The 21,818-nt window shown below is 36.2% G+C and carries 19 protein-coding genes; 1 reads left to right on the plus strand and 18 read right to left on the minus strand.

Features of this window, described 5'->3' with window-relative positions; translation table 11 throughout:
* Nucleotides 1-5 precede the first annotated feature (5 nt).
* The 9 genes from RBU59_RS09270 to RBU59_RS09310 all read right to left on the minus strand — a co-directional run bounded on the left by RBU59_RS09270 (nt 6) and on the right by RBU59_RS09310 (nt 9,755).
* On the minus strand, nt 6-3,356 hold the full coding sequence (locus RBU59_RS09270) for an ATP-binding protein (protein ID WP_308147596.1): 3,351 nt from the start codon (nt 3,354-3,356) through the stop codon (nt 6-8).
* Nucleotides 3,316-3,978, minus strand: coding sequence for a DUF4194 domain-containing protein (locus RBU59_RS09275; RefSeq protein WP_308147597.1), 663 nt, complete (start codon nt 3,976-3,978; stop codon nt 3,316-3,318). The genes RBU59_RS09270 and RBU59_RS09275 overlap by 41 nt, the downstream gene beginning before the upstream one ends.
* Nucleotides 3,947-5,332 carry a Wadjet anti-phage system protein JetA family protein gene (locus RBU59_RS09280; RefSeq protein WP_308147598.1) on the minus strand — a complete coding sequence of 462 codons (1,386 nt, stop codon included), beginning with the start codon at nt 5,330-5,332 and terminating at the stop codon, nt 3,947-3,949. Before RBU59_RS09280 ends, RBU59_RS09275 begins: the two co-directional genes overlap by 32 nt.
* Before the next feature lie 173 nt (nt 5,333-5,505).
* Complete coding sequence (queF, locus tag RBU59_RS09285; protein ID WP_308147599.1) at nt 5,506-6,003, minus strand: preQ(1) synthase; 498 nt, start codon at nt 6,001-6,003, stop codon at nt 5,506-5,508.
* A 105-nt stretch (nt 6,004-6,108) separates the two neighbouring features.
* Nucleotides 6,109-6,792, minus strand: a complete 684-nt coding sequence (gene queC / locus RBU59_RS09290) for a 7-cyano-7-deazaguanine synthase QueC (protein WP_308147600.1) — start codon at nt 6,790-6,792, stop codon at nt 6,109-6,111.
* Nucleotides 6,793-6,815: 23 nt separating this feature from the next.
* Complete coding sequence (gene folE / locus RBU59_RS09295; protein WP_308147601.1) at nt 6,816-7,391, minus strand: GTP cyclohydrolase I FolE; 576 nt, start codon at nt 7,389-7,391, stop codon at nt 6,816-6,818.
* Nucleotides 7,392-7,419: 28 nt separating this feature from the next.
* Nucleotides 7,420-8,088: a putative 7-carboxy-7-deazaguanine synthase QueE gene (gene queE / locus RBU59_RS09300; protein ID WP_308147602.1), complete on the minus strand. Its 669-nt coding sequence runs from the start codon at nt 8,086-8,088 to the stop codon at nt 7,420-7,422.
* Nucleotides 8,075-8,512 carry a 6-pyruvoyl trahydropterin synthase family protein gene (locus RBU59_RS09305; RefSeq protein ID WP_308147603.1) on the minus strand — a complete coding sequence of 146 codons (438 nt, stop codon included), beginning with the start codon at nt 8,510-8,512 and terminating at the stop codon, nt 8,075-8,077. The genes queE and RBU59_RS09305 overlap by 14 nt, the downstream gene beginning before the upstream one ends.
* A gap of 451 nt (nt 8,513-8,963) precedes the next feature.
* Nucleotides 8,964-9,755: a lipid II flippase Amj family protein gene (locus tag RBU59_RS09310; RefSeq protein ID WP_308147604.1), complete on the minus strand. Its 792-nt coding sequence runs from the start codon at nt 9,753-9,755 to the stop codon at nt 8,964-8,966.
* Between the two features lie 337 nt (nt 9,756-10,092).
* Here RBU59_RS09310 and RBU59_RS09315 point away from each other — a divergent pair, with 337 nt between their 5' ends.
* Complete coding sequence (locus RBU59_RS09315; protein ID WP_308147605.1) at nt 10,093-10,440, plus strand: hypothetical protein; 348 nt, start codon at nt 10,093-10,095, stop codon at nt 10,438-10,440.
* Nucleotides 10,441-10,465: 25 nt separating this feature from the next.
* Here RBU59_RS09315 and RBU59_RS09320 read toward each other — a convergent pair whose 3' ends face one another.
* The 9 genes from RBU59_RS09320 to RBU59_RS09360 form a co-directional block, all read right to left on the minus strand.
* On the minus strand, nt 10,466-11,308 hold the full coding sequence (locus tag RBU59_RS09320; protein ID WP_308147606.1) for a sugar phosphate isomerase/epimerase family protein: 843 nt from the start codon (nt 11,306-11,308) through the stop codon (nt 10,466-10,468).
* Nucleotides 11,309-11,483: 175 nt separating this feature from the next.
* Nucleotides 11,484-12,269, minus strand: a complete 786-nt coding sequence (locus RBU59_RS09325) for a response regulator transcription factor (protein WP_308147607.1) — start codon at nt 12,267-12,269, stop codon at nt 11,484-11,486.
* Between the two features lie 83 nt (nt 12,270-12,352).
* Entirely contained in the window at nt 12,353-13,912 is a 1,560-nt protein-coding gene (locus RBU59_RS09330) for an ADP-ribosylglycohydrolase family protein (RefSeq protein ID WP_308147608.1), read from the minus strand.
* A gap of 50 nt (nt 13,913-13,962) precedes the next feature.
* Nucleotides 13,963-15,852, minus strand: a complete 1,890-nt coding sequence (locus RBU59_RS09335) for a sensor histidine kinase (RefSeq protein ID WP_308147609.1) — start codon at nt 15,850-15,852, stop codon at nt 13,963-13,965.
* A 72-nt stretch (nt 15,853-15,924) separates the two neighbouring features.
* Nucleotides 15,925-16,719: a carbohydrate ABC transporter permease gene (locus tag RBU59_RS09340; RefSeq protein ID WP_308147610.1), complete on the minus strand. Its 795-nt coding sequence runs from the start codon at nt 16,717-16,719 to the stop codon at nt 15,925-15,927.
* Nucleotides 16,719-17,606, minus strand: a complete 888-nt coding sequence (locus RBU59_RS09345) for a carbohydrate ABC transporter permease (RefSeq protein WP_308147611.1) — start codon at nt 17,604-17,606, stop codon at nt 16,719-16,721. The genes RBU59_RS09340 and RBU59_RS09345 overlap by 1 nt, the downstream gene beginning before the upstream one ends.
* A 93-nt stretch (nt 17,607-17,699) precedes the next feature.
* Nucleotides 17,700-19,079: an ABC transporter substrate-binding protein gene (locus RBU59_RS09350; protein WP_308147612.1), complete on the minus strand. Its 1,380-nt coding sequence runs from the start codon at nt 19,077-19,079 to the stop codon at nt 17,700-17,702.
* A 435-nt stretch (nt 19,080-19,514) separates the two neighbouring features.
* Nucleotides 19,515-20,612 carry a Gfo/Idh/MocA family protein gene (locus RBU59_RS09355; protein WP_308147613.1) on the minus strand — a complete coding sequence of 366 codons (1,098 nt, stop codon included), beginning with the start codon at nt 20,610-20,612 and terminating at the stop codon, nt 19,515-19,517.
* Nucleotides 20,613-20,783: 171 nt separating this feature from the next.
* Complete coding sequence (locus RBU59_RS09360; RefSeq protein ID WP_308147614.1) at nt 20,784-21,764, minus strand: Gfo/Idh/MocA family protein; 981 nt, start codon at nt 21,762-21,764, stop codon at nt 20,784-20,786.
* Nucleotides 21,765-21,818 lie beyond the last annotated feature (54 nt).

The following is a 21,818-nucleotide window of genomic DNA, read 5'->3' on the forward strand; positions in this document are numbered from 1 at the left end:
TTAAATTACGCATCACTCCCACTCTCCGATGTCAGCAGTTCACCAAACTCTTTCCGTTCAAACTCCTGAATGGAAATTCTGTTTTTATTAGGATTGGCGAAAACAAATGTTTTATCAACGTTTTCCACATAATTCTGTATTTTATCATTAGTTGCGCTGATAATGGCCTGGAAGCCCAGTTTCCGGATAAGCCCGATACAGCTTCCTACCTTTTCTGCATCCATCTTAGAGAATGCTTCATCCAAAACTACCAGTCTGGGTGTTGGTCTCCGTTTTGCCGAAGGTTTTAAATTCACCCTGTAAATCTGTGCAAAACTGGCTAATAAGGCAACGTAAAGGGGATTTTGTCCCTCCCCGCCTGAATTTTTCGATAGCATCCTGCTTAATCGCATGGGAGGCATACCCTCCACTAATTGTTCCATATCAAAAGACAGGTAGGTTCGGTAATCCGCATACCGCTCCATATTAGCTCTTGCTTCCTCAAGGGCTTTTGCATCGCTGTTTTCCGGAGGCATAAACAGATTTATCAATTCATTGATTAATTCTCCGTAATTATTTTCATGATGTATGCTGAATAAATTCATCTGATTTTTTACCTGGCCGGTTAACTCATAGGGATTGATTTCCAGATCCTCATCCATGAACATGTCATAGAATCTGCCTTCCTCCCCTTTATTTTTTGTTATAATGAATTTATACTTATCCTTACCGAAATTAAGCCCGGCTAATATCCGGTTCAGATCCTCTTTCTGCTGCATTACTTCTTTGATAGCGTCTCTGACTTTAAAAATAAAATCCGTCTTAAAGTGATATACCGCTACTTTTGCCTGCTCCGTTGCTTTCTCGGTAAATTCGGACAGTTTATCACTCCTTAAATTAGCAAGCAGTCCGCTGTATTCCTCATTATCTTTGGCAGTCAGTGAAAATCCTCTAAAAGCATAAGACTTTAAATAATTCTCTCGTTCGGATAATAAAGCCCCATATTCTTCTTCGGCTTTTTCTTTACTTTCTTGTATCTTATTATATAAAATGCTCTTAATGATATCGTTTCTTCTGCCGGCATAGGCTTCCATAAAACGGTTAAAGGCCTCATCCTTGTTTCCGTCAGAACTGAAAATCTGTTGCTTCTGCACTAATTCTTCATTTAATTCAAGAATCTGACGTTTCATGTTTTCTACTTCATGGTTCTTAGCACTTAAGTCAATCATTCCGGTATCTTTTAGTTTATTGATACCTGTAATCTGTTCCTCCAGTTGCTGCCTTTTTAAAAGCCACTCATCCAGTTTTTTCTCTTTTAGTTCCTTAATTCTTTCAGAGTATTCCTCTTTTTGTTTTTCTCTCACCGGAATCGTCAGAATTTCCTGCAATAATTTATCATAGCTGTCCATATCCTCCTTAAAGGATTCATAACCCAGCAAAATATTAGCTTCTTTTATCTGATTATTTAACGGCTGCATCCCTTTATCCAGTTCCTCTGCCTTAGCTTCTAACTGCCGTAATCTTCTGGTTATGGCACTGCGGCCTATGTAAGCATATTCCGTATAATTTTTCGGATTTACATGCTGCAGTTTATACCCCTGGTAAAGAATGCAGTCAGCAGTAATACTGCTTTTATTTTCACGTAATTCATCAATTCTTCCACATTTTATTACGGAACCCATTAAAGAATCCACATAAGCACGGACATAATCCACAGAAGTGACTATTTCTTCCGCCAACGAATTTGTTAAAATGGGTTTGACATCTTTTAAAACTTTTTCCGTATCCAACACCGACACTTTATAATACAGTTTTTGATCCAGCTTCCTGTAGATTTCCATGGCTTGTCCCACATATTCAGGAGGAACAACGATGGATAATTTATTATTTCCCATATATCCTTCCACCGCATTCAGCCATGTTTCATCATGAACCTCAATTAGGTCTGCCAGAATATCTGTCTGTACCGGTTTTTTATAATACTGATTAAGCTTTTCAGCAATAATTTCCCTGGCTTTTGTAAGATAAGGAGGATATGCTTTCTGTCCGTTTTTTAACAGGTCAACCTGGTCCGACACTTCTTTATATTGTCTCTTTATCTCCAGAAGCTCTGCAGACCATAGATCTTTGTTTTTCTGAACCTCTTCTTTCGTCTCTCTTAGAGCTGACTGAATCTGTTTCAAATCATCAGGTTCAGCCTTATAGTTACTAAAACGTTCTATGCTCTCCTTTACAGACAAATTTAAGGAATCTATCTTTAGCCAGTCCTGTAACCGGTTTGCAACTTTATCATAATTACTTTTACTTCCATAAAGCAATTCCAGCATCTGGTTTAAGGAGGTTAATTCCCTCTCCAAATGGTCATAACCGCTGTTCTCAATAGATATAATAACCTGATCCCTTTGCTTTCGCAGTTCTTTTAACTGGTTTGTAAGGGTTAGAACTGAATTCTCAAGAAGTGCAATATCCTTTGCATACTCTGTCTGCTTATCCAGTAAAACCTTAAGTTTCCTTTCTATGGACTCTATTTCAAACTTATCCAGGTTATATTGATATTGCAAAGTCTGATCTTTAATAACTGTATATTTATTGAATTGTTCTTCTATTTCTGTCAATTTGGCTATTTCATTCTTAGTATCTTCCAGCTTACGTTTCAGGCGGGTATATTGTGCCACACTTTCCTGCATATCCTCAATACGAATATCATTTTCGGTGCAGATATAATTTTTAACAAAGTCCTCCAGTTTAATATCCATCTTAAATGGGATGGCCCGTTTAAACAGGCTGGGAAAGTGTTTTGGGTGTAATCCGCCGAAATAACTGCCATACAACTCATTTCGGAACTTTTCGTTGGTTCTGCTGAAATAGAAGTCTTCAGCTTCATAGTTAATTTTCATATGCTCTTTCAGCTCACTAATAGACAGAACCCGTCCATCTTCCCGGTAAATCCCTTGTTCCAATTCCCCTTTATGCCTGAAAAACATATGATTTATATCATTGGTTTGTACATCTACATCAAATACAATACCGATACTTTGGTATTTTAAAGTCTCCGTATCCTTAAATTCCAATACAATAGTCGAAGAGAAATTCTTATTTCTTAAATAACCTATTTCATTATTTTCCTGAACCGCTTTCATACCTCTTAAATATTCCATTAAAGTACGGTCAGAGTCTTCTTTTGCCGCTTTATTAAAAAAGTTGCGTCCATTACTGTCCGCATATAATACAATCTGTAATGCATCCAAAACCGTAGATTTACCGCTTCCTGAATGCCCTGTAAAAAAGTTAATATTATCGTGAAAACGTAGCAGTTTTTCATTGATATAATGCCAGTTATTCAGACACATCTTGGTCAGTGATTGATATCTGCTCATCCTCTGTCTCCTCCGTATCTTCCTGGTATTGTTCGATTATGGCCTGTATGGACTGTCCCTCTAACAAAAGATTCACCGTGGGATATAAGATAAATCTGGTATCCCCGTCTAGTTCCCCCATCTCTTCCATCATCTCAACCACCTGATATTTTCTAAGAGCCGCCATGGTTTTACGTACTTCCGTCGGTGATATTGTTTTATTATTCCACAATCGGAAAAGCTGTATCTTATCAAATATTTCATTCAAAGTCGTATATACATGGATGGAACTTGATGCTGTATTCATTTTTTCATCATAGATTAATTTAAACAGTAAAAGAAATACCGTAGTCAGCTTGCTTAATTTATCTCCCTGCAGATTCTGTGTCTTTAATGAGATAATGCCTAATTGACGGTTTTCGATGATATCAATATCAGCTATCTTAAAATATTCTCTTAGAAATTCAAGATGTCCCTCACAGGTACGATACTGTTTATTCGGCAAATACCGTCCTGATTTTTTATCAAATTTATTCTCCAATAGAAAAGTCTGATGAAACAAAGTTTTTATAACTTCTGTCAGCATATCCTTTTCTTCATCTAATAGTTCATTATAATATGGAAACATGGTTATTCCTTTCAAATACAATATCCGGATATGTATATTTCTTATTGGATAAATTGCTTTCCTTTTTGTTCACAACATGAAACGGACTGTTTTTGCGGATACTGTAGTCATATGCCAAAATTAACAGTTCAAATTCCTCTTCGGAATTAACCGGATGATCTATGGTACGGTAAATTCCATCCTCCATCTGATCCAATATAAACTGCTCAATCTGCTCTTTATTATAACGGTTTTTATTCCGGTTCAAACGAAGAATTTCTTCCTTGGATAATTCCTCTTCCGTCCTCTCTTCCACTTCCACTGTTTCTTCAAATACACGCCTTTTTCCTCTTTTTCTATAGAGGGAATCGGAGGAGGTTATCGTCAGATCATTAATACGAACGGCATTTGCCACCTGGTTTAGCAGTACTTCTTTTTGATCATTTCCCATCAGATTAAGTAAAGTAATAACATTTCCTTTCATGCTGTCTTCATTACTTAATAAATATTCCAGGCGGCTTACTGTGGCTCTTACATATTTACTGTGTTCCGAATCAATATGGGAAATTCGGTTTTCCATATTAATGATTCCACGTTCAATCTGGTAAAGCAGATCCAGAAATTCATTTTCAACCTCTTCTGCATTTTTCCCCTCCGCTTCCAACCTTTGCTTTAATAAATATATCCGGTTTTCATCCTCCTGGAGGGAACGCAGAAGTTTTTTTATATCATTTTTATAAATGTAAAAGTTATCACTTGTCTTTAAGAGACTATATTTTTTATTTACAATGGTCTCAACATAAACATCCAGATGCTCATTCAGCAGTTCTTCATAATTATCCTTTTCCAGCAATGTCCCAAAAAATTGATCCATATTATGAAGCATATCCTGCAAAGAGCGGTTAAGCCTCGTAATGTTGACCATGGCTGTCCTTAATATCTCCATTCCGACTTTATTATCATGATAAAAGGAAAAGATATTGGTATACACATTTTGTATGTAAAGATCCGTATCACTTTCGTCCGGATTACTCAGTTTTTTAAATACCTCTATGAAAATAGAAGCATAATCCATAATAACAATATTTGTTTTAAAAGAGCTGTAATCCTCCACTTTTTTCAACCAGGTAAACCGAACTAAACGGTTTAAAATCTTGGTTGCCATTGGCTCATACGTATCGGTATCCCCCTCTTCATCGTCCGCAGTAATATCCACGATCCGGTCTGAAAAGTGTTCCGCTATAAGCTGTATGCAGGTTTCTTTGCTTAAAAAATAATCATTATATAAATATTCATCGTATATAATCATAAGGGATTCCATATAGATATAGCGATTCCTGGAATAGAACAGCCGAAAGAACTGCTGCGGTATTTTTAATATTTCCTCCATGTGTAACTCCTTATTTCTTTTTTCATAAGATTGGGTATCAAAACCATAAACGACCTAACCTGACTCAAAGAGGCTTTTTTGGCACATATCATTTTATATATAAATATAACATGATTCGAGCATCAAAAGCAAATTTTATATTATGGTTTCGTCAAAGGCTTATTTAAATTCTCCTACCTGTTATCCACCTTTTCGGGATAGAGGTCATGATTTGCCAGCCGGTTAAATGCGATATTTTCCCATTTGGTATTTGCCTGTCCATAATTACAATAAGGATTAATGGAGATGCCGCCCCGGGGAGTGAATTTCCCCCATACTTCAATGTATTTTGGATTCATAAGTGCGATCAGATCTTTCATAATAATATTGATACAGTCCTCATGAAAATCTCCATGATTGCGGAAACTAAACAGATAAAGCTTCAGTGATTTACTTTCTACCATTTTTACATTAGGTACATAAGAAATAGTAATCGTAGCAAAATCCGGTTGTCCGGTAATTGGACAAAGGCTGGTAAACTCAGGGCAATTGAATTTTACAAAATAGTCATATTCCTGGTGCTTATTTACAAAGGTCTCTAAAATGGATGCATCATATTCCATTTTATATTTTGTCCCTTGATTTCCCAAAAATGTGATTCCCACTGTTTCTTCCGTATTTCTTCCTGCCATAATATACAATCCTCCCGACCTTATTTGTTATATAAGAATTTAGCATCCTATCAAATCTATAGATAATTGCAAAATAATCAATTTATTAAATCTACCATACAACTTTTACATTTTTATTGCCGGATCGCATACCCCATTATTCTCAAAGGCAGCGGCCCGGTCTATACAAGTACCGCATTTTCCACATGGCTTCTCTCCACCCTCATAACAGCTCCACGTTAATTCATACGGTACTTTTATTTCCAAGCCTTTTCTAACAACCTGGGCCTTAGTCCAAAAAACAAAAGGAGCCTCAATCTGTAATTGTTTTCCGCTGCCTATATAAATTGCCTGATTCATTGCTTCATTAAATGCACTGCTGCAATCCGGGTAAGCATTCCCTGCCGCATCATCACTGTGTGCACCATAATAGATCATACTGCATTCTTTTGATAAAGCGATACTCGCAGCAGAAGATAAAAACAACCCATTCCGAAACGGTACGTAAGTTGAAACCGGTTTTCCGCCGCTCTTTTCAAGCTGTTTAGCATATGCTTCTTTTGGAATGTCCTGATTGGAATGTCCTAAAAGCGAACACTTACTATATTCAAATATTTCTGCCAGATCTAAATGTATAAATTCCACTTGATAATAGGCAGCAATTTTTTTCGCCGCCTCGATCTCTTTTGTGTGCTTTTGTCCATAAGAAACAGACAGTGTAATCACATTTTCCTTTCCATATTGCTTAACGGCTAATCCAAGGCATGTCGCGCTGTCAACTCCACCGCTTAATAAAACTAATATTTTCATATATCTTCACCATCCCGTCTATGTTATTTTAAACGCATTTGTAACATTACATCTGTCTGAAAACGGCCGCGTAACGCGTAAGTATGTGTTCTTGCGGTAGATTTCCTAATACCTCTTGCTCCCATACAGCTATGGCAGCCCTCAATCAAAACTGCAACATCTTGCGAATCAGTTATTTCCTGCATAATCTCAGCAATATCGGAACCGATTCGTTCCTGAAGCTGTAATCGCTTTGATACCATATCAGCAATTCTTGCAATTTTACTAAGCCCTATCACCTTACCATTTGGTATATAAGCTACCGTAACTTTCATATCATACATCAATGCCAAATGATGTTCACAAAAACTGTACACTTCTATATCTCTTACAACAACTAAATCCTGTGTGTCATGATAAAGCTCCGAATCTTCTTCAAATGTTTTATGAAACATTTCAGCAATTTCATGATTACTATAATTCATTCCTTCAAATACTTCCTTATACATACGTGCAACTCGTTTCGGTGTATCTTTTAATCCTTCCCGTTCCGGATTATCACCTAATGCCACCAGAATCCCTTTAATATGTTTTTCAATTGCTTCCATATCTATTGCCATATCTATTCACCTCGCTTTCCAAGTTCAACTAAATGCCTCGTTTATCAGGATCCCAGATAACTTTATGCATCTGTAATTGCAGGGTTACCCCATTCATACAATTTGCTTTCATATATTCCACCACTTCATCCAAACCGATTTTTCCAAATACGGTGCTGATATAAACGTGGCATTTTGTAATTAAGTGATGCATTGTAATGGTTTTCCTTGCGCAATTTAAATCCTCTATACTTCCTACCACAAATTTAACCACATCATTTTTTGTAAGCAGCTTAAAGTTTGAAACTAACATTTTTGATTCCATTAAACTTCCCGGAAGCTTATAATCCATAGTAAATACAGGTCGGTTGCTTATCTTCGTAAAAGTCAGCAAGTCTATACTTCCATTTGTTTCAATTTCAACATGTAAATTACTATCTGCAGCAAGCAATTCAAGTAGTTGCATTATATCAGGGACCAGCAAGGGTTCACCACCCGTTAATGTGACATTTTTTACACCCGTTTTTTTAATTAATTGATAGATTTGCTGCTCTGTCAAGATACTATAGGCTGTACTGTCCTGGTTGGCCCAAGCGGTATCGCAATAGGAACATGCCAGATTACAACCTTGGAATCGAACGAATACAGCTAACTGTCCCGCCAGAACGCCTTCTCCATTTATACTGGTAAACGTTTCCACTACCTTATACTGTGACATCAGAATCCTCCTCATAAGAAGCACAGTTATTCGGAGTTTCATAAATCGTAGCCGATTTTACCTGATATCCTTTGTTTACCAATTTATCGTAAAAGTATTTTGACAGTCGCTCAGCAGTTGGACGAAAATCTAACTCAATAAGGCGAAACCCTTCTTCTTGTAGCGCTTCATATGTAGAAATCTTCAATGTATTTCTTTCTATAATAAGTGCATGATCCAAAAAATCCACTTCTTCTTTTATGTCTTCTTTTAACTGTGCAAAGTCAACTATCATTCCTTCTGACTGCTTTTCCGACTGCAAAGTTAAACTTTTCACTTCAATAATAACACGCCATCTATGTCCGTGAATATTCCTGCATCTTCCCTCATAACCAGCCAATATATGTGCTGCATCAAAGCTTTGTTCTGATTTTAAATAATACATATTTAAATACTCCTTCCTATTTACTAAGGCATCGCTTTTAGTTCAAGTCAAAAAAACAGGCATAATTAACTATGCCTGTTTTATATATCAGTTTATAAGATTAATAGAGTGACTCGTCACATTTAACCTATATACTATAATATTAAAAAATAGCCCTAGTTTTGTTTAGAGACAGGATGGTACAAATGAACTGTCTTTTATTGCTGTTAGCAAGTATAGCACTTATTTGATTGTTGTGTCAAGTTGTATTTATCCCGCGTTTGTGTCAAGTAACATAGTTGGCAATTCTACAATTAATTATTCAAAATGATATTTATCATATTTTTTTGCTCTGCAAATAAACCCAGTTTAATGGTTTTCTTAGTATTAGTATACAAATGCTCTTTTAAATGCTTTTCTTGAAACCGTTACATTGCATCTAACAGGGGCCATTCCCTTATATACCAAATTATTATATAATTCTTGCAATAAAAACGATCAAATAAGAAGCTGGAATAAGCAGCAACAGGGAAGCAAAGGTTCCTAAACTTTTGCTTCCTACCATAGCAACCACACATGTCCTGAAATCTTCTTCCGTACATTTCCCATCAATAACTTCATCCGTCATAATTGACAGCTGCGGGTCAATAAATATTGACATTAAAACGGTAGCAACACCATTTATAATCGATGATAAAGTAATACATGTCGCCCTTAAATCCGGTGCAAGCTTCCCTGCATAAATAGGAGCTAACGAACCTACTGTAATCAGGGAAACGGCAATTAAATTAAATATTACTATTTTTACAGGCAATTTTTTATAATTAATCTTTGTTAAATTATTTTTTACAGGAATAGCGATACACTCTCTCATATAGTTAATACCTGTTTTTGAAAAACTATGCATAATAAGTTTGGGTATTGATTTGTCAATGGAAAAACGCAAAACTCCTCTGTAAAATATTCTTTGAAAGGTTGGTATCAAAAATGCTCCGGCAATCGTTGCTATACCGGAAACGATTATTATCAAATTGAATATACTGATTAAATCACTTCCACCGGAATTATTCTCCACAAACTTTGTTAATATGGGCACTTGAAATGTTACTGCTATTCTCGATATTAATGTTAAAATATTAAATACGGAATAAGTAACTGCTATCTTTCCGGTTCTGACACCAACTAACCTGACGGAATATGCCAAGGTTCCTATTATAGATATGATAAAATTCAAAAATAAAACCGTTACTATTTGAAGATTCAAATTTCCCCTCCGTTGCATTTTTAACTTACTATATTATTAGAGTTAACAATAGTTTTTTGCTTAAATTATTATTTAAGTTCATACAAATTATACCATTAGTAGCCACTTATTAAAATGGTTTTATAATATCACTTAAAAAACTTTATTAAACACAAGGGATCTCTCCAATTTAGTAACCATATTAAAAAATACTTCTATATATTTTAGAAATTGTTATACCCTGAGTTATAATTGGTAAATTTTAATGGCAATGTCAAAATAAAAGATATATAATAAAATTAAACATTTAATAAAATTGAAATTTTTTTAAATCCATAACAAATAATGGGGTGGTATAATGATAATATGTCCAGTTTGTAAAAGTGAATATCAGGAAGGATATAAAATCTGCAGTGATTGCAAATGCGATTTAATAGAAATACCCGATGTAGTAAACGAAAAATATAGCTCATCTAAATCAGGAAGGATAGTTCTCTTCTTGCTTGGAATACTTATAATACTTTGCTCACCATTAATTGCCTATCAAATTACAAAAGAATTTTTTATCCCTGATGGGAATGGTTTCTATGACCCGGACCAATTTGAATGGATGTTAAACGCATTCTATCATTCATTTTTATTGACAGGCAGCATAATCTGCTTAACTTGTATTATATTCTGGATCAAAAGCAGGAACAGTAAATAATCAGATTCCATGCTACCTTCGGTTTTTATTCATTATAAGCTTCCATAATTAGTTTTTTTAGAAGGATGGATTCGGCTACATTATCATTCTGGTTACAATTTTCCCATTCATCCCAGGTATATTCCAAACCAATATAACCTTTATAGTTTAGAGCTTTTAACTGCTTAATAATACCGGCATAATTGATTGTGTTTTCCGAAACCCTGCACTGCAATTTACGGGGAGCGGCTCCCCTGGCATGAAAATGAGAAGCATATGGTAGCAGTACGGCAATCTGGTCATCCGGAATACCACATCTGGTAAAATGAGTATAATCAAGAGTAAGCGTAAGTCCAGGGACATTTTGAAGCAAATTAAGTGCCTTATCCGGGGTATCTGCAATTGAACCCACATGTGCCTCAATTCCGAATATCAGACCATATTCTTTTGCTTTTTCTACTCTCCAGGCTAGCTCGGAATAACACCTATATAAGGACTCTTCTGATTCCTCATCTTCAAAGGTTACCCCTGGCAAAACCGTTATATGTTCACTTCCTGTGATGGAAGCATATTCTAAAGTATGTAAAAATAAGTCTCTATTTTTCTGTCTTACCAATTTATCCGGATGATTCGGTGCAATTAATTTAAAATCCAACGCTGTCTGCATAAAGATGTCTGCTGCCATTAATCCGGTCTCTTCCAGCTTCTTTTTTAAAGTTTCAGCACTTGCTTCTGTTTTCATAAATTCCGTAGAAGGTCTTAGGTGGGAGCGTTCTTCAAAAAGCCCGATATCAACACCTGTGAAACCCATCATTGCTATCAATTTTAAAACGTCCTTATGTTTTAATAACGGAAATGAAAAATCTGCACAGGAAAATTTTAATATCATATAGTTATCCTTTCTTGATAAAAAGAAAAGACTGCATAAAACAGCCTTTCACTCTGCGCTAACTAAATATTTATTTAGTACTGCTAAGAGTAATTGCTTGCGGTTTTATACAGTCTGAGTATTGTTTCATTTCAGTTATCCCTTAAAAATATAGTCTGCAGCTACCGCCTCCGGCTTATGTTTTGTCGTTTGTCTGGACTGTTATGGACAAATAGTCATTATGACTTTTATATTGGGACGGCGTCATACTCATATAATTTTTAAACATTTTGGTAAATACACGGTAATCACTGAATCCAACTGCTGAGGCAATTTCCGAAATACTCTTATCAGTTGTTGTAAGTAAGGTTTTGGATTTATTAATCCGTAATCTGGTAAGATAGGAATGATAATTGATTCCCGTTTCATTTTTAAATAACTGACTGATATAAGCAGGATTCATATGAAATTCCTGGGATAACTTCTGTAAACTGATGTCTTCCACCAGATGTTCCTGTATATATGCAATAAAACGGAAAATTATTTTACTGTTTTCATTTTTGATTTCTTCTTTTAATGGAGCTTTATTATCTACTGCAACATGAAATTGGTCCATTCGGATATGGTCGATTACTTCTCCTAATTCCTCATATTTTACCGGTTTTAAAATATAATCTTTCACCTTTAATCTTAATGCTTCCTGACAATATTCAAATTCATCATAACCACTTATCACAATAAATGTAATATTGGGATTTTGCTCACGTATCATACTTATGGCATCAAGACCGTTTACAATAGGCAGATTAATATCCATGATAATAATATCCGGCTGATACAGTTTAGCCTGATTTATGGCAGACATTCCATCTCCGGCTTCACAAATTAGCATACATCCGTGTTTATCCCAATCAAAAAGCTTCTTAAACCCCTCTACAATGGTAACCTCATCATCAACAATCATTACTTTCAATTTCTTCATAAGCTTCACCACCAGTTGTTATAGTTTGCGTTATTAGTATTTACCAAATATTTTGTAAGACCTTTTGATGCTCGAATCATTATTTAGTTATTTCTCATAAGTGTTACCTTCATGGAACCGGAGGAATGCCTTCCTGCTAAGGATACATCCACTATAAATTCTAATTTTGCTCCCTCAAACAGATCTGCATTAAACTCAAATGTAGTTTCTGCTTTGGAACCATATAAATTATTCAAAGGTAATTCTACACTTGCCCCGTTAAGCAGCTGAATTCCTGTCGGCATATATACTTTGATAACTGCCCACTGTTGTTGACACATAGTATGGGAGTTTATTACGGTTACCTTTAATTTACGGGATTCTCCTGTTTTGAAAAATATGGAGTCCATATAATCAATCATAACCTGGAAAGCAGGGAAAGAATAACGTACAACATAAGGGGACAAGCTGCATAAATCCCTGATAGGAAGCTCCTCATTTTTGCCGTGTCCGTTGATATACAACAGGTAATCCGTTGTTTTGTTACAATAAAGCTCTTCTCCGGTCCTGCAATTAACTGTCATTCCCTCTTTTGCAAACAAATCGCAGATGTCCTGTCCTAAAAACAAGGGCATAGTACGCATAACACGGTCTGTTAATTCGGTTACGGTTGACGGCACCCATATACCCCTGCTGGTTTTATCAATGCAAAGTGTCACTATTTTATCATCCAAAGGTGTTGTCCACTTAGAAGGTAAAGCTGCTGCTCCGCTTATTATGCCAAGGGTCGCTCCCAAAGTAGCTCCGGTACAGTCCGTATCCTCTCCGCAGGCTACGGCAAGGCATAAGCTCTTTCCGAAATCTCCTTCCCCATATAACCAGGCAGCCACGGTATAAGCCACATTTTCCGGAGCATCAAAGCCCGGAGTTCCAACCTCCATTCCCTCATTTCCATCTACTTTTATATCGGATAATTTTATACTCTGTATACCAAAAGTGCCTGGTGCCGTATTATGTATCTGCTTTCTTGCTTCCAGAAATTCAACATTATTTTGATAACATTCAATCGCTTTATTTATCGCTTTTGCTGTTTTACTAGATTCCGGAATATAGGATAATGCAATATCCAATAACTTCATGGTATCACTTTCAACAAACGCAGCACTTTGAAGAGCAGCAAAGAAGATTTCTCCATACATTCCCTCACCGGAATGATCCACTATTGCATCTTCATAAGCATATCTGGTTGCTATCTCCGGGTGTCCCGGTGCAAGGCAAGCCCAGATTTCAGAGCGGATATAACATCCACAGCTATCCTTATACGTATTGTCTATCAAACCGGTAAGCGGAGGCTGCAATCCGGCACGGAGATTTGCTTTACCGGTACCATATTCAACCCAGTTGGGAATAACATAAGAAAGCCAGTATTCTCCAAGTATGGAGGCATTTACATTACGGCCGTAACGCTCTACCGCAGCCAGCCATACGATCTGTAGATCCAGGTCATCATTCGGCGGAGGTCCCATGGATAAATCCTGCGTATAAAAATCCAGTTCATTCACCTGCCTGATTCCCTCAAAGGGTGCACCTAACACACCGCCAATATTTTTACCTGCCCAACAACCCATTACCTTATCTTTATAAGCTTCAAAATTTAATTTCATACTTTTTCTCCTTTTTTATGTTTGCATCCATAAGATGCTTTTATTCTGTGCTATTCCCTATTTATTTCTATTTCTTTTTTAAGTATTATAGTTACTGTAATTCCGCCTTCCGGATTTTCAGTGTAAATAAGTCCTTTTTCCTCCGGGTAATACATAAGTAAACGTCGTTGTACATTCAGAATACCGATATGATTATCTTCGCCGTTATTGTCATCCAAAATACCCTTGCCCACAGCCGCCAGCATTTTATTAAAACAATACCTGTTTTCTTCCCTTAGACCTACTCCGTTATCATAAACCTTTATTATTATGTAACCGTCCCTTGTATAATCCTGTTGAATAGAAACCAGGATACGTCCCTTATAACCCTTTCCTTTTAGCCCATGCATAAGGCTGTTTTCTGCCAAAGGCTGTAATATGAAATTGGGTATTTTCACAAAATCCAAGGTGGTATCAACATCAAGATCACATAAAAGATTCGGATAACGCAAGCAAATCAATTTAAAATAAACCTGTAACAGTTTAACTTCATGTTGTATATAAACAAGCTGACTGTCAACTTTAACGCTTAATCTGAAGAAATCCACCAGGAGCATAATCATATAAGCTACATCTTTATCTCCCTGTATTTCTGCCTTGGTCCTTATATTATCCAGGGTATTATAAAGGAAGTGGGAATTAATCTGATTTTTTAAATATAGCAGGGACATTTTCTGTTGATTTAACTGTGCTTCACGTAAACTGACTTTACTTTTATACTCTGATTCAATCAAATTATTGATGATATCCATCATGGTATTAAAAGAAGCTACCAGCTGGCCGGTTTCATCATCGGATTCAATGGGAAATCTTACACACATATCATTCTGATTAAAATTTGCCATCGCCTGAGAAAGTTTATGCAAAGGCTGCAGCATTTTTCTTGTATAATAGGTTACCAGTACTACTGCAGTCAATATCATGAGTGCAAAGAATACCAGGCTGAGCTTAATAAATTCCATTGATTGCAAACTGAGTAGTTTATTTTCTGTTCCTGTAATTAATATTAATTTGCTGTATTCTGATTTCTGGTAGGAAAACAGATAAGAACCATTATGGATAGTTGCCCGAAAGCTTCCGCTTTTACTCGTTATATTACGATAAACCTGGGGCATTTCCTCTTTTAATTTACTGCCTATCATATCTTCCTCATCACTGCAGACAATGGAACCATCCTCTGTAATCAACAGGTAGGGTGTCTCAGGCGACAGATATACCTTTAAAATATCATCCATTACTCTTGCCGGTGTTGTAAGCAGAATATGCCCTATTTGTTTATTGGGTGAGAAACTCTTAATACCCCGGATTAAATATAAACAATTTTTATCCAGCTTATTTTTTACAGAACTTTTTGAATATCTCATAAACTCCGGCTGTTTTCCTAAGACTAGTTTGCAGCCTGCGACATTTTCGTCATTTTGTTCAATAATTTCTAATTTTTTTATGTAGTTTGAAATTTCATAATTTCTTCGAAAGGACGGATCATAGGAATCCTGATAAAAAATAAGGTTATTAAAGTCAAACATATATATACCGCTGATATCATCACGAATTGTTACCAGGGATGTATATAACTTGTTCAGGTAAGTACTACTTGACAATTTTTCCATATAAGTAAAGGATTCATAATTTTTTAAAATATCCTGAGTATGGGTATCGGAAAAACACATAAGAGAAACCCTTCCCATATCTTTGAGTTTATTATCAACGGAACTGAGTGAGTTTGAAAGGTAAACATCCATCATCTGTTTTTCTTTTGCTACAGATAAGTTGTAATTAATTTTTGCAGTAACAAAAATCATTATGATAAAACCCATCAAAATAATAAACGCATTAATTAAACTGACTTTTGCGCTCAGGCTGTTACGAATCATTAACTTTACAATTTTATTTTTGCTCATGGATATCCTCTGGTATTATGTAATTGACATTTCGATAATTTTTTACTTTTTTATGTTTACCTATGTTTGTTTTTATCCTTTAATTGCGCCCTGTGTTAAACCTGTTATAAGGAATCTGGAACCAAATATGTAAAATACAGCGATTGGTAACAGACAAACCACCAATGCCGCAAACATTACCTCCAACGGAAATCCCTGAACTCCGGCAGTCTGTGTAAATCTTAGCGGAATAACAGAAATCGGCTGCACTTTTGTATCATTGATAAAGATTAAAGCCATCTGAAGTTCATTCCAGGCTGAGAGAAAGGTTTGAATTAATACAAATGCCAAACCAGGTATTGCCAAGGGCATCATAATCGTTGAAAATGTTCTTGTAGTACCGGCTCCGTCAATTTTAGCAGCTTCCAGCAGTTCATTCGGTAAAGAATCAAAATAATTTTTTAATATCATTAAATTAAAACAGCAATTTAAAGTTGCATAGGGAAAAATTAAAGAAAACGGAGTGTTATTTAATCCCAAACCTTTTATTATCTGAAACAAGGGGAAAATTAATGCGGAAGTCGGAATCATCATTCCCGTCAATACCATATAATAAATAAGTTTCTTATAAGTAAAATTCAGTTTAGAGAATGCAAAAGCTGCCAAGGTAGCGACTAGTGATACAATAAGAAGGGTACCAAAAACAACGATTAAACTGGTAACGAAATTCGGAACTAAATTGACCGCTTTAAATACTTTTACATAATTATAAATCCCGCTGCCACCAAAAGATCGAATCAGCATTAATATTAATGGGAACAAAAATAATACGGTAGCTATAATGCAGATAATCTGTCCGAATACTTTATAAATCAGTGAATTTCTCATTAACCTGCCAACTCCTTATCTTTATCATTTCGATAATACAATTTTAATTGTACCAATGTAATAACCATGGCTATTAAAAACATTATAACAACTAAGGCTGAGGCCTGACCCTGGTCAAATAAATTAAATGACAGTTTGTATATATAGGTGGATAAAAATTCAGTAGCATAGTTTGGACCGCCCTTAGTAAGTACATAAGGTAAGTCAAAACATTTAAGTGAACCTAACATACCCATGATAAACAAAGTAAAATGTGTACCTCGAAGAAGCGGAAATGTAATTTTTGTGAACTGCCTCAATTTGTTTGCACCGTCAATGGTAGCCGCTTCATATAAATCCTGAGGAATATTGAGCATATTTGCATAATATAAAAGCATACTGTATCCGGTCCACTGCCATGTATTTACGAATATAATACAACCAAGAGCAAGTTTCGGGTCCGCCAACCATTGGCCGGTCAGAGAATTAAATCCTGTCAAACGAAGCAGTTGGTTTAAATACCCCCGATTGGTTTCAAATATTTTTGAAAATATATTACCTACAATTGCAGGTGTCGCAATAACGGGAATATAAAAAATGATACGATAAAACCCCGAAAACTTTAATTTATTAATAAATAATGATGAAAAAATCAGACCAAAAAAAGCCTGTATTATTATTGTACATAATGCAAAAACAATAAAATTTTTAATAATTTTAATCATAATAGGATTCTTTAAAAGTACAATATAATTGCTTAATCCTGCAAAGTCTTTTTCAATGCTAATGCCATTCCAGTTATAAAAACTAATAATAATATTATAAACAATTGGATAAACAATGAATATTAAGAACAAAATCACAAGCGGCAGGATGAACAGATACCCGATATACTCTTTTCTTTTCATGACGATTCTTCTCCTTACCTTTTGAACCGGAACTTTAAACAGAACCTTTTACATAAACTAAAGTTGTTCAAAGCTCCCGGTCCAATATGTTCTTTATCTGGCTTGTGCCGCGGAAGCAGCTTCTACCTCTTTCGCCGCCTCTTCCGGTTTGGTACTTCCTAATGCTAAAGCAGTCAGAGTATCTGAGATTTTCTGCTTTAATTCCGGATATGCCATTTCTCTGTAACCTCCCAGATTATTTTCTGCCTCATCACAAATATAAGTTAGATTATCCAGTCCATCCTGACTCATACCTGCTACATTAAGTTTTAAATCTGTTCTGGAGGGACAATAAGAAAAGTACTTATTTACTAATATGTCCTGTCCGTCATGTAACATATAATCCATAAATTTCCATGCAGCGTCCGCATTTTTTGTATCTTTATTAATACATAGGCAAACATCTACGGAAGCTGTAACCGGTGCAGATTTTCCGTCATTATTCCAATCAATCAGGAATACATCATGATTGGCTCCGTCACCGTTAAATACTTTAGCCTCATCCGGATCACCGCTTACATATGCACCACCTGCCCACGAACCATTTAATATCATTGGAATACTTCCCTCTTTCTGGAACAGGTCAGTGGTATCATTATACATATTTACTCCCAGCGCACCATCCTGGAATACACCATTAGTAAATAGAGACTGCCAGATTTCAAATGATTTAACTAAATCCGAATCTTCAAAAGATGTTTTACCCTCCAAAGCCGAGTATAATTTTTCTGAATTAATATCGTTTGCAATATTCATCCAGGTATCAATATTAATCCAGGCGTCCTTAGCACCGATCGCCAGAGGATATTGTCCGTTATCACGCAACGTTTTTGAAATTTTAACTAAATCATCTAAATTCTTAGGAACAAAAAGATTGTATTTCGACAGCATATTTACATCTGCCCATGCAAAACCGGCATAGGTTAAACCCAGAGGCAATCCATAAAAATGACCATCTTCATTTAAAAGCTTCATACAGAACTCCAGATAACCGGATTGCCAGTCACTGCCCCAGGATTCATCTGCCCTAGGTGTCAGATCCATCTCAAAATCACGGAATTCTTTTATGGTTGCACCGGTCTGCATACCAAATACATCTGCTGCCTGTCCGCTTGCCAAATCAACTTTCAATTTTTCAATATGATCGGAATAAGGCATATAGACATAATCAATTTTAATCTCAGGGTTCTTTGCTTCAAAATCTGCCTGTAATTCTTCCCAGGCAGCCCCCTCTCCCGGATTCCAGGTTTGAAATTTAATCGTCACCGGCTCAGCGGATCCGGAACTGCCGTCATCGGTTTTAGCAGCATCAGCTGACGTTTTATCAGCAGTACCCTCCGTCGAATTTGTTTTCACCGACGCTGAACATCCCATAAGTAACGTTGTTCCAATCATTACGATTGTCATTACAAAGCAAGCTAATTTCTTTTTCATAAAATACCTCCTAATTAAGATTTTTTTCTTACCTGCAATGTCAATTATAATTGTATAATACTGTTTAAAATAGCTGTATTTTATAGCTGATTGTGTCTTTTTTATAGCATATGGTGTGTTCAAATTGAATATTTTATTTTTTTTATATCAATTATTATTATTTCTTCTTAATAAATTCCTGATCTTTTAGTCATTATAACCTAAACCCCAATTTGTTCTATTTTTACTATAACACATTTATAAATTATAAAAAACTAATTTCACATTAGTCTTCTATTTTTTATTAAAGGATTTGACACCCTAATCATTCAAAGAAGAAAACGAAAAACTTCCCACTAAATAAAAAGAGCCCTTTTCATAGAATATCAAAACAAATGACATTCTTTATGAAAAGAGCCTTTCTACCCAATTACATATTTTATCGGAATCCTATTGTTAATCCAATTTCGGTATTTCTATTTCAACTTCTCTTTTTAATTTACTGGAACGGTAAATTCCGTCACAGATTGCCTGGTTATATATAATTTCTTCCCCGGGAATAGGCGCCGGCCGGTCTTCTATAATTGCATCACAGAAGTCGCGGACTTTGGCTTCAAAAATGTCCATTTCTTTCGGTGACTCATAAGCGTTAAATGGTAATGATGGTAGTACGAAACTATCAATATTCTGGCCGTTTACGTCTGTGAAATACATAATACGGGACGGTTTATTGCTGTAATCAAATTCATTTTTAATTTTTATTCCGCCTTCGGTGCCAAGCCAAAGAGTATCCCCTAATGTATCCGCATGCATTGCCCAGGACTGTTTGAAAAGAAAAGTCACATCATTTTCCAACCGTACAAAGGCTACAGAAAAATCATCCACGTTAAAAGTATCCGCTCCGGAGAAATATTTCGGGTTTTTACCAAAATAATCAGTAGCCACAGCCGATACGGTTAAGGGTTTCGGATACTGTACTGCGTGGAGACATTGATCGATGGAATAGCATCCGATATCACCTAAGCAGCCATACCCGGCTTTATCCCCATCAACAAAGGTGCCTCCGGGAATTCCCCGTCTTCTGCCGCCGCCGCTTTGAATATAATAAACCTTGCCAAGAGCTCCCGAACGTATCATATCATCTACCTTACGACGGGTGGTATCATAACGCGGCTGAAATCCGATTGTCAGTATTTTGTTCGCTTTCTTAGAAGCTTTCACCATATCCACTGCTTCCTGCAGGGTAAAGGACATGGGTTTTTCACACAGAACATGTAAACCGGCTTCCAAAGCGGCTATGGTACATTCCGCATGAGTTTTGTTATAAGTACATATACTTACCCCATCCATTTCTACATTTTCTATCAGTTCTCTGGCACTTTCAAATGCTTTGGCATTAGGCAGGTTCCATTTATCCAAAAATTCTTTTGCTTTTCCCGGTACAATATCTGCCCCGCCTACAATCTCAACATCTTCAAATTTCGAATAAGCTGCCATATGTGCATGTGCTATACCCCCGGTTCCGATTATCCCAATTTTTAATTTTTCTCTCATATTTACCCCCATTGCATATCACAGGCAGACCTGCGATACTGCCACTAATAAAAAGGAGTGAAAGAATCACAAAGTGGCAACCTTTCATTTCTAAATTTTCTTTCACTCTTCCTCCATTACATACCGCAGATTTGTTTGCGGTACAGCCAAAAATAAAACAGATTGAAATAATTAAAAAGTTACTTCTCTCTTTTCCTTATGAGCGATATAGGCTGCCTCCAAAAGCTCAGTAAGTCTTGTTCCTGCGGCTTCATCAAATAAAATCGGTTTATTGTATAACACACCGTCAACCCACTGTCTTAAAGGATGAGGTAATGCCTTGGGTAGCTTGGCAGGTGTTACCCACCCGTCAAATTCTTCTCCCATCTTATTTGAAGTCAGCCGTATATTATTATCACAGATAATTAAAGTTCCCTCCGTTCCATAAACCTCAACCATGGAGGGCGTTTTATATGTAACAAGGCTTGTTTCCACAATTGCTACCGCTTTATTCTCAAATTCAATCGTGCAGACAGAATTATCCTCCACCTTTCTGTCTGTAAAATAACTGAACATGGAGGAAATTCTTACCGGTTTACCTAAAATCCAGCTGGACAGGTACATAGGATGACATCCCAGATCCATCATAGCTCCGCCTCCTGCCGTGTTCTCATCATACCAATACTCCGGCAGCCAGTTACGGGTGGCCCCATCATGACCGTTCCGGATTCTTAAAAGAGTTACTTTACCGATCACCCCTGAATCGATCACACTTTTTACATACAGATTAGCCGGTGTTGTACGGGCCGGAAAAGAAATTCCGAACTTAACCCCTGCTTTTTTCACTTCTTCAGTAATTTCATTACAATCTTTTTTGGTTAGAGCCATGGCTTTTTCCGTAAAAATGTGTTTTCCGGCTTTGGCTGCTTTTATCATAATCTCTGCATGTTTGCTGGTAGGGGCGCAAATAATTACACCTTCTACGTCTTCTCTAAAAAGAATCTTATCCAAATCCTCTTCAAAATCAACTTCCAAAGACTTTGCCCATTCTCTTCCTCTTTCCGATTCTTCGTCCCATACACAGGTTATTGTTACATCCGGGTATGTTCTTAACGTTTCTGCATACCCTTGTGCATGCACATGCCACTTACTTATTAACGCTACTTTTAACATAATAACTCCTCCGCTTTTCTTTATTGTATTATTTTATTTTGTGCTTCACTTTTA

Source organism: Anaerocolumna sp. MB42-C2, assembly GCF_030913705.1.
In the GTDB taxonomy this organism is placed as follows: domain Bacteria; phylum Bacillota; class Clostridia; order Lachnospirales; family Lachnospiraceae; genus Anaerocolumna.

Coding starts and splice junctions, on each gene's coding strand:
- RBU59_RS09340 (WP_308147610.1), bottom strand. CDS start 16,719: ATGAGAAATTCACTGATTTATAAAGTATTCGGACAGATTATCTGCATT.
- RBU59_RS09345 (WP_308147611.1), bottom strand. CDS start 17,606: ATGAAAAGAAAAGAGTATATCGGGTATCTGTTCATCCTGCCGCTTGTG.
- RBU59_RS09350 (WP_308147612.1), bottom strand. CDS start 19,079: ATGAAAAAGAAATTAGCTTGCTTTGTAATGACAATCGTAATGATTGGA.
- RBU59_RS09270 (WP_308147596.1), bottom strand. CDS start 3,356: ATGAGCAGATATCAATCACTGACCAAGATGTGTCTGAATAACTGGCAT.
- queF (WP_308147599.1), bottom strand. CDS start 6,003: ATGGCAGGAAGAAATACGGAAGAAACAGTGGGAATCACATTTTTGGGA.
- RBU59_RS09330 (WP_308147608.1), bottom strand. CDS start 13,912: ATGAAATTAAATTTTGAAGCTTATAAAGATAAGGTAATGGGTTGTTGG.
- folE (WP_308147601.1), bottom strand. CDS start 7,391: ATGGCAATAGATATGGAAGCAATTGAAAAACATATTAAAGGGATTCTG.
- RBU59_RS09315 (WP_308147605.1), top strand. CDS start 10,093: ATGATAATATGTCCAGTTTGTAAAAGTGAATATCAGGAAGGATATAAA.
- RBU59_RS09320 (WP_308147606.1), bottom strand. CDS start 11,308: ATGATATTAAAATTTTCCTGTGCAGATTTTTCATTTCCGTTATTAAAA.
- queC (WP_308147600.1), bottom strand. CDS start 6,792: ATGAAAATATTAGTTTTATTAAGCGGTGGAGTTGACAGCGCGACATGC.
- RBU59_RS09325 (WP_308147607.1), bottom strand. CDS start 12,269: ATGAAGAAATTGAAAGTAATGATTGTTGATGATGAGGTTACCATTGTA.
- RBU59_RS09355 (WP_308147613.1), bottom strand. CDS start 20,612: ATGAGAGAAAAATTAAAAATTGGGATAATCGGAACCGGGGGTATAGCA.
- RBU59_RS09335 (WP_308147609.1), bottom strand. CDS start 15,852: ATGAGCAAAAATAAAATTGTAAAGTTAATGATTCGTAACAGCCTGAGC.
- RBU59_RS09305 (WP_308147603.1), bottom strand. CDS start 8,512: ATGTATTATTTAAAATCAGAACAAAGCTTTGATGCAGCACATATATTG.
- RBU59_RS09360 (WP_308147614.1), bottom strand. CDS start 21,764: ATGTTAAAAGTAGCGTTAATAAGTAAGTGGCATGTGCATGCACAAGGG.
- queE (WP_308147602.1), bottom strand. CDS start 8,088: ATGTCACAGTATAAGGTAGTGGAAACGTTTACCAGTATAAATGGAGAA.
- RBU59_RS09280 (WP_308147598.1), bottom strand. CDS start 5,332: ATGGAGGAAATATTAAAAATACCGCAGCAGTTCTTTCGGCTGTTCTAT.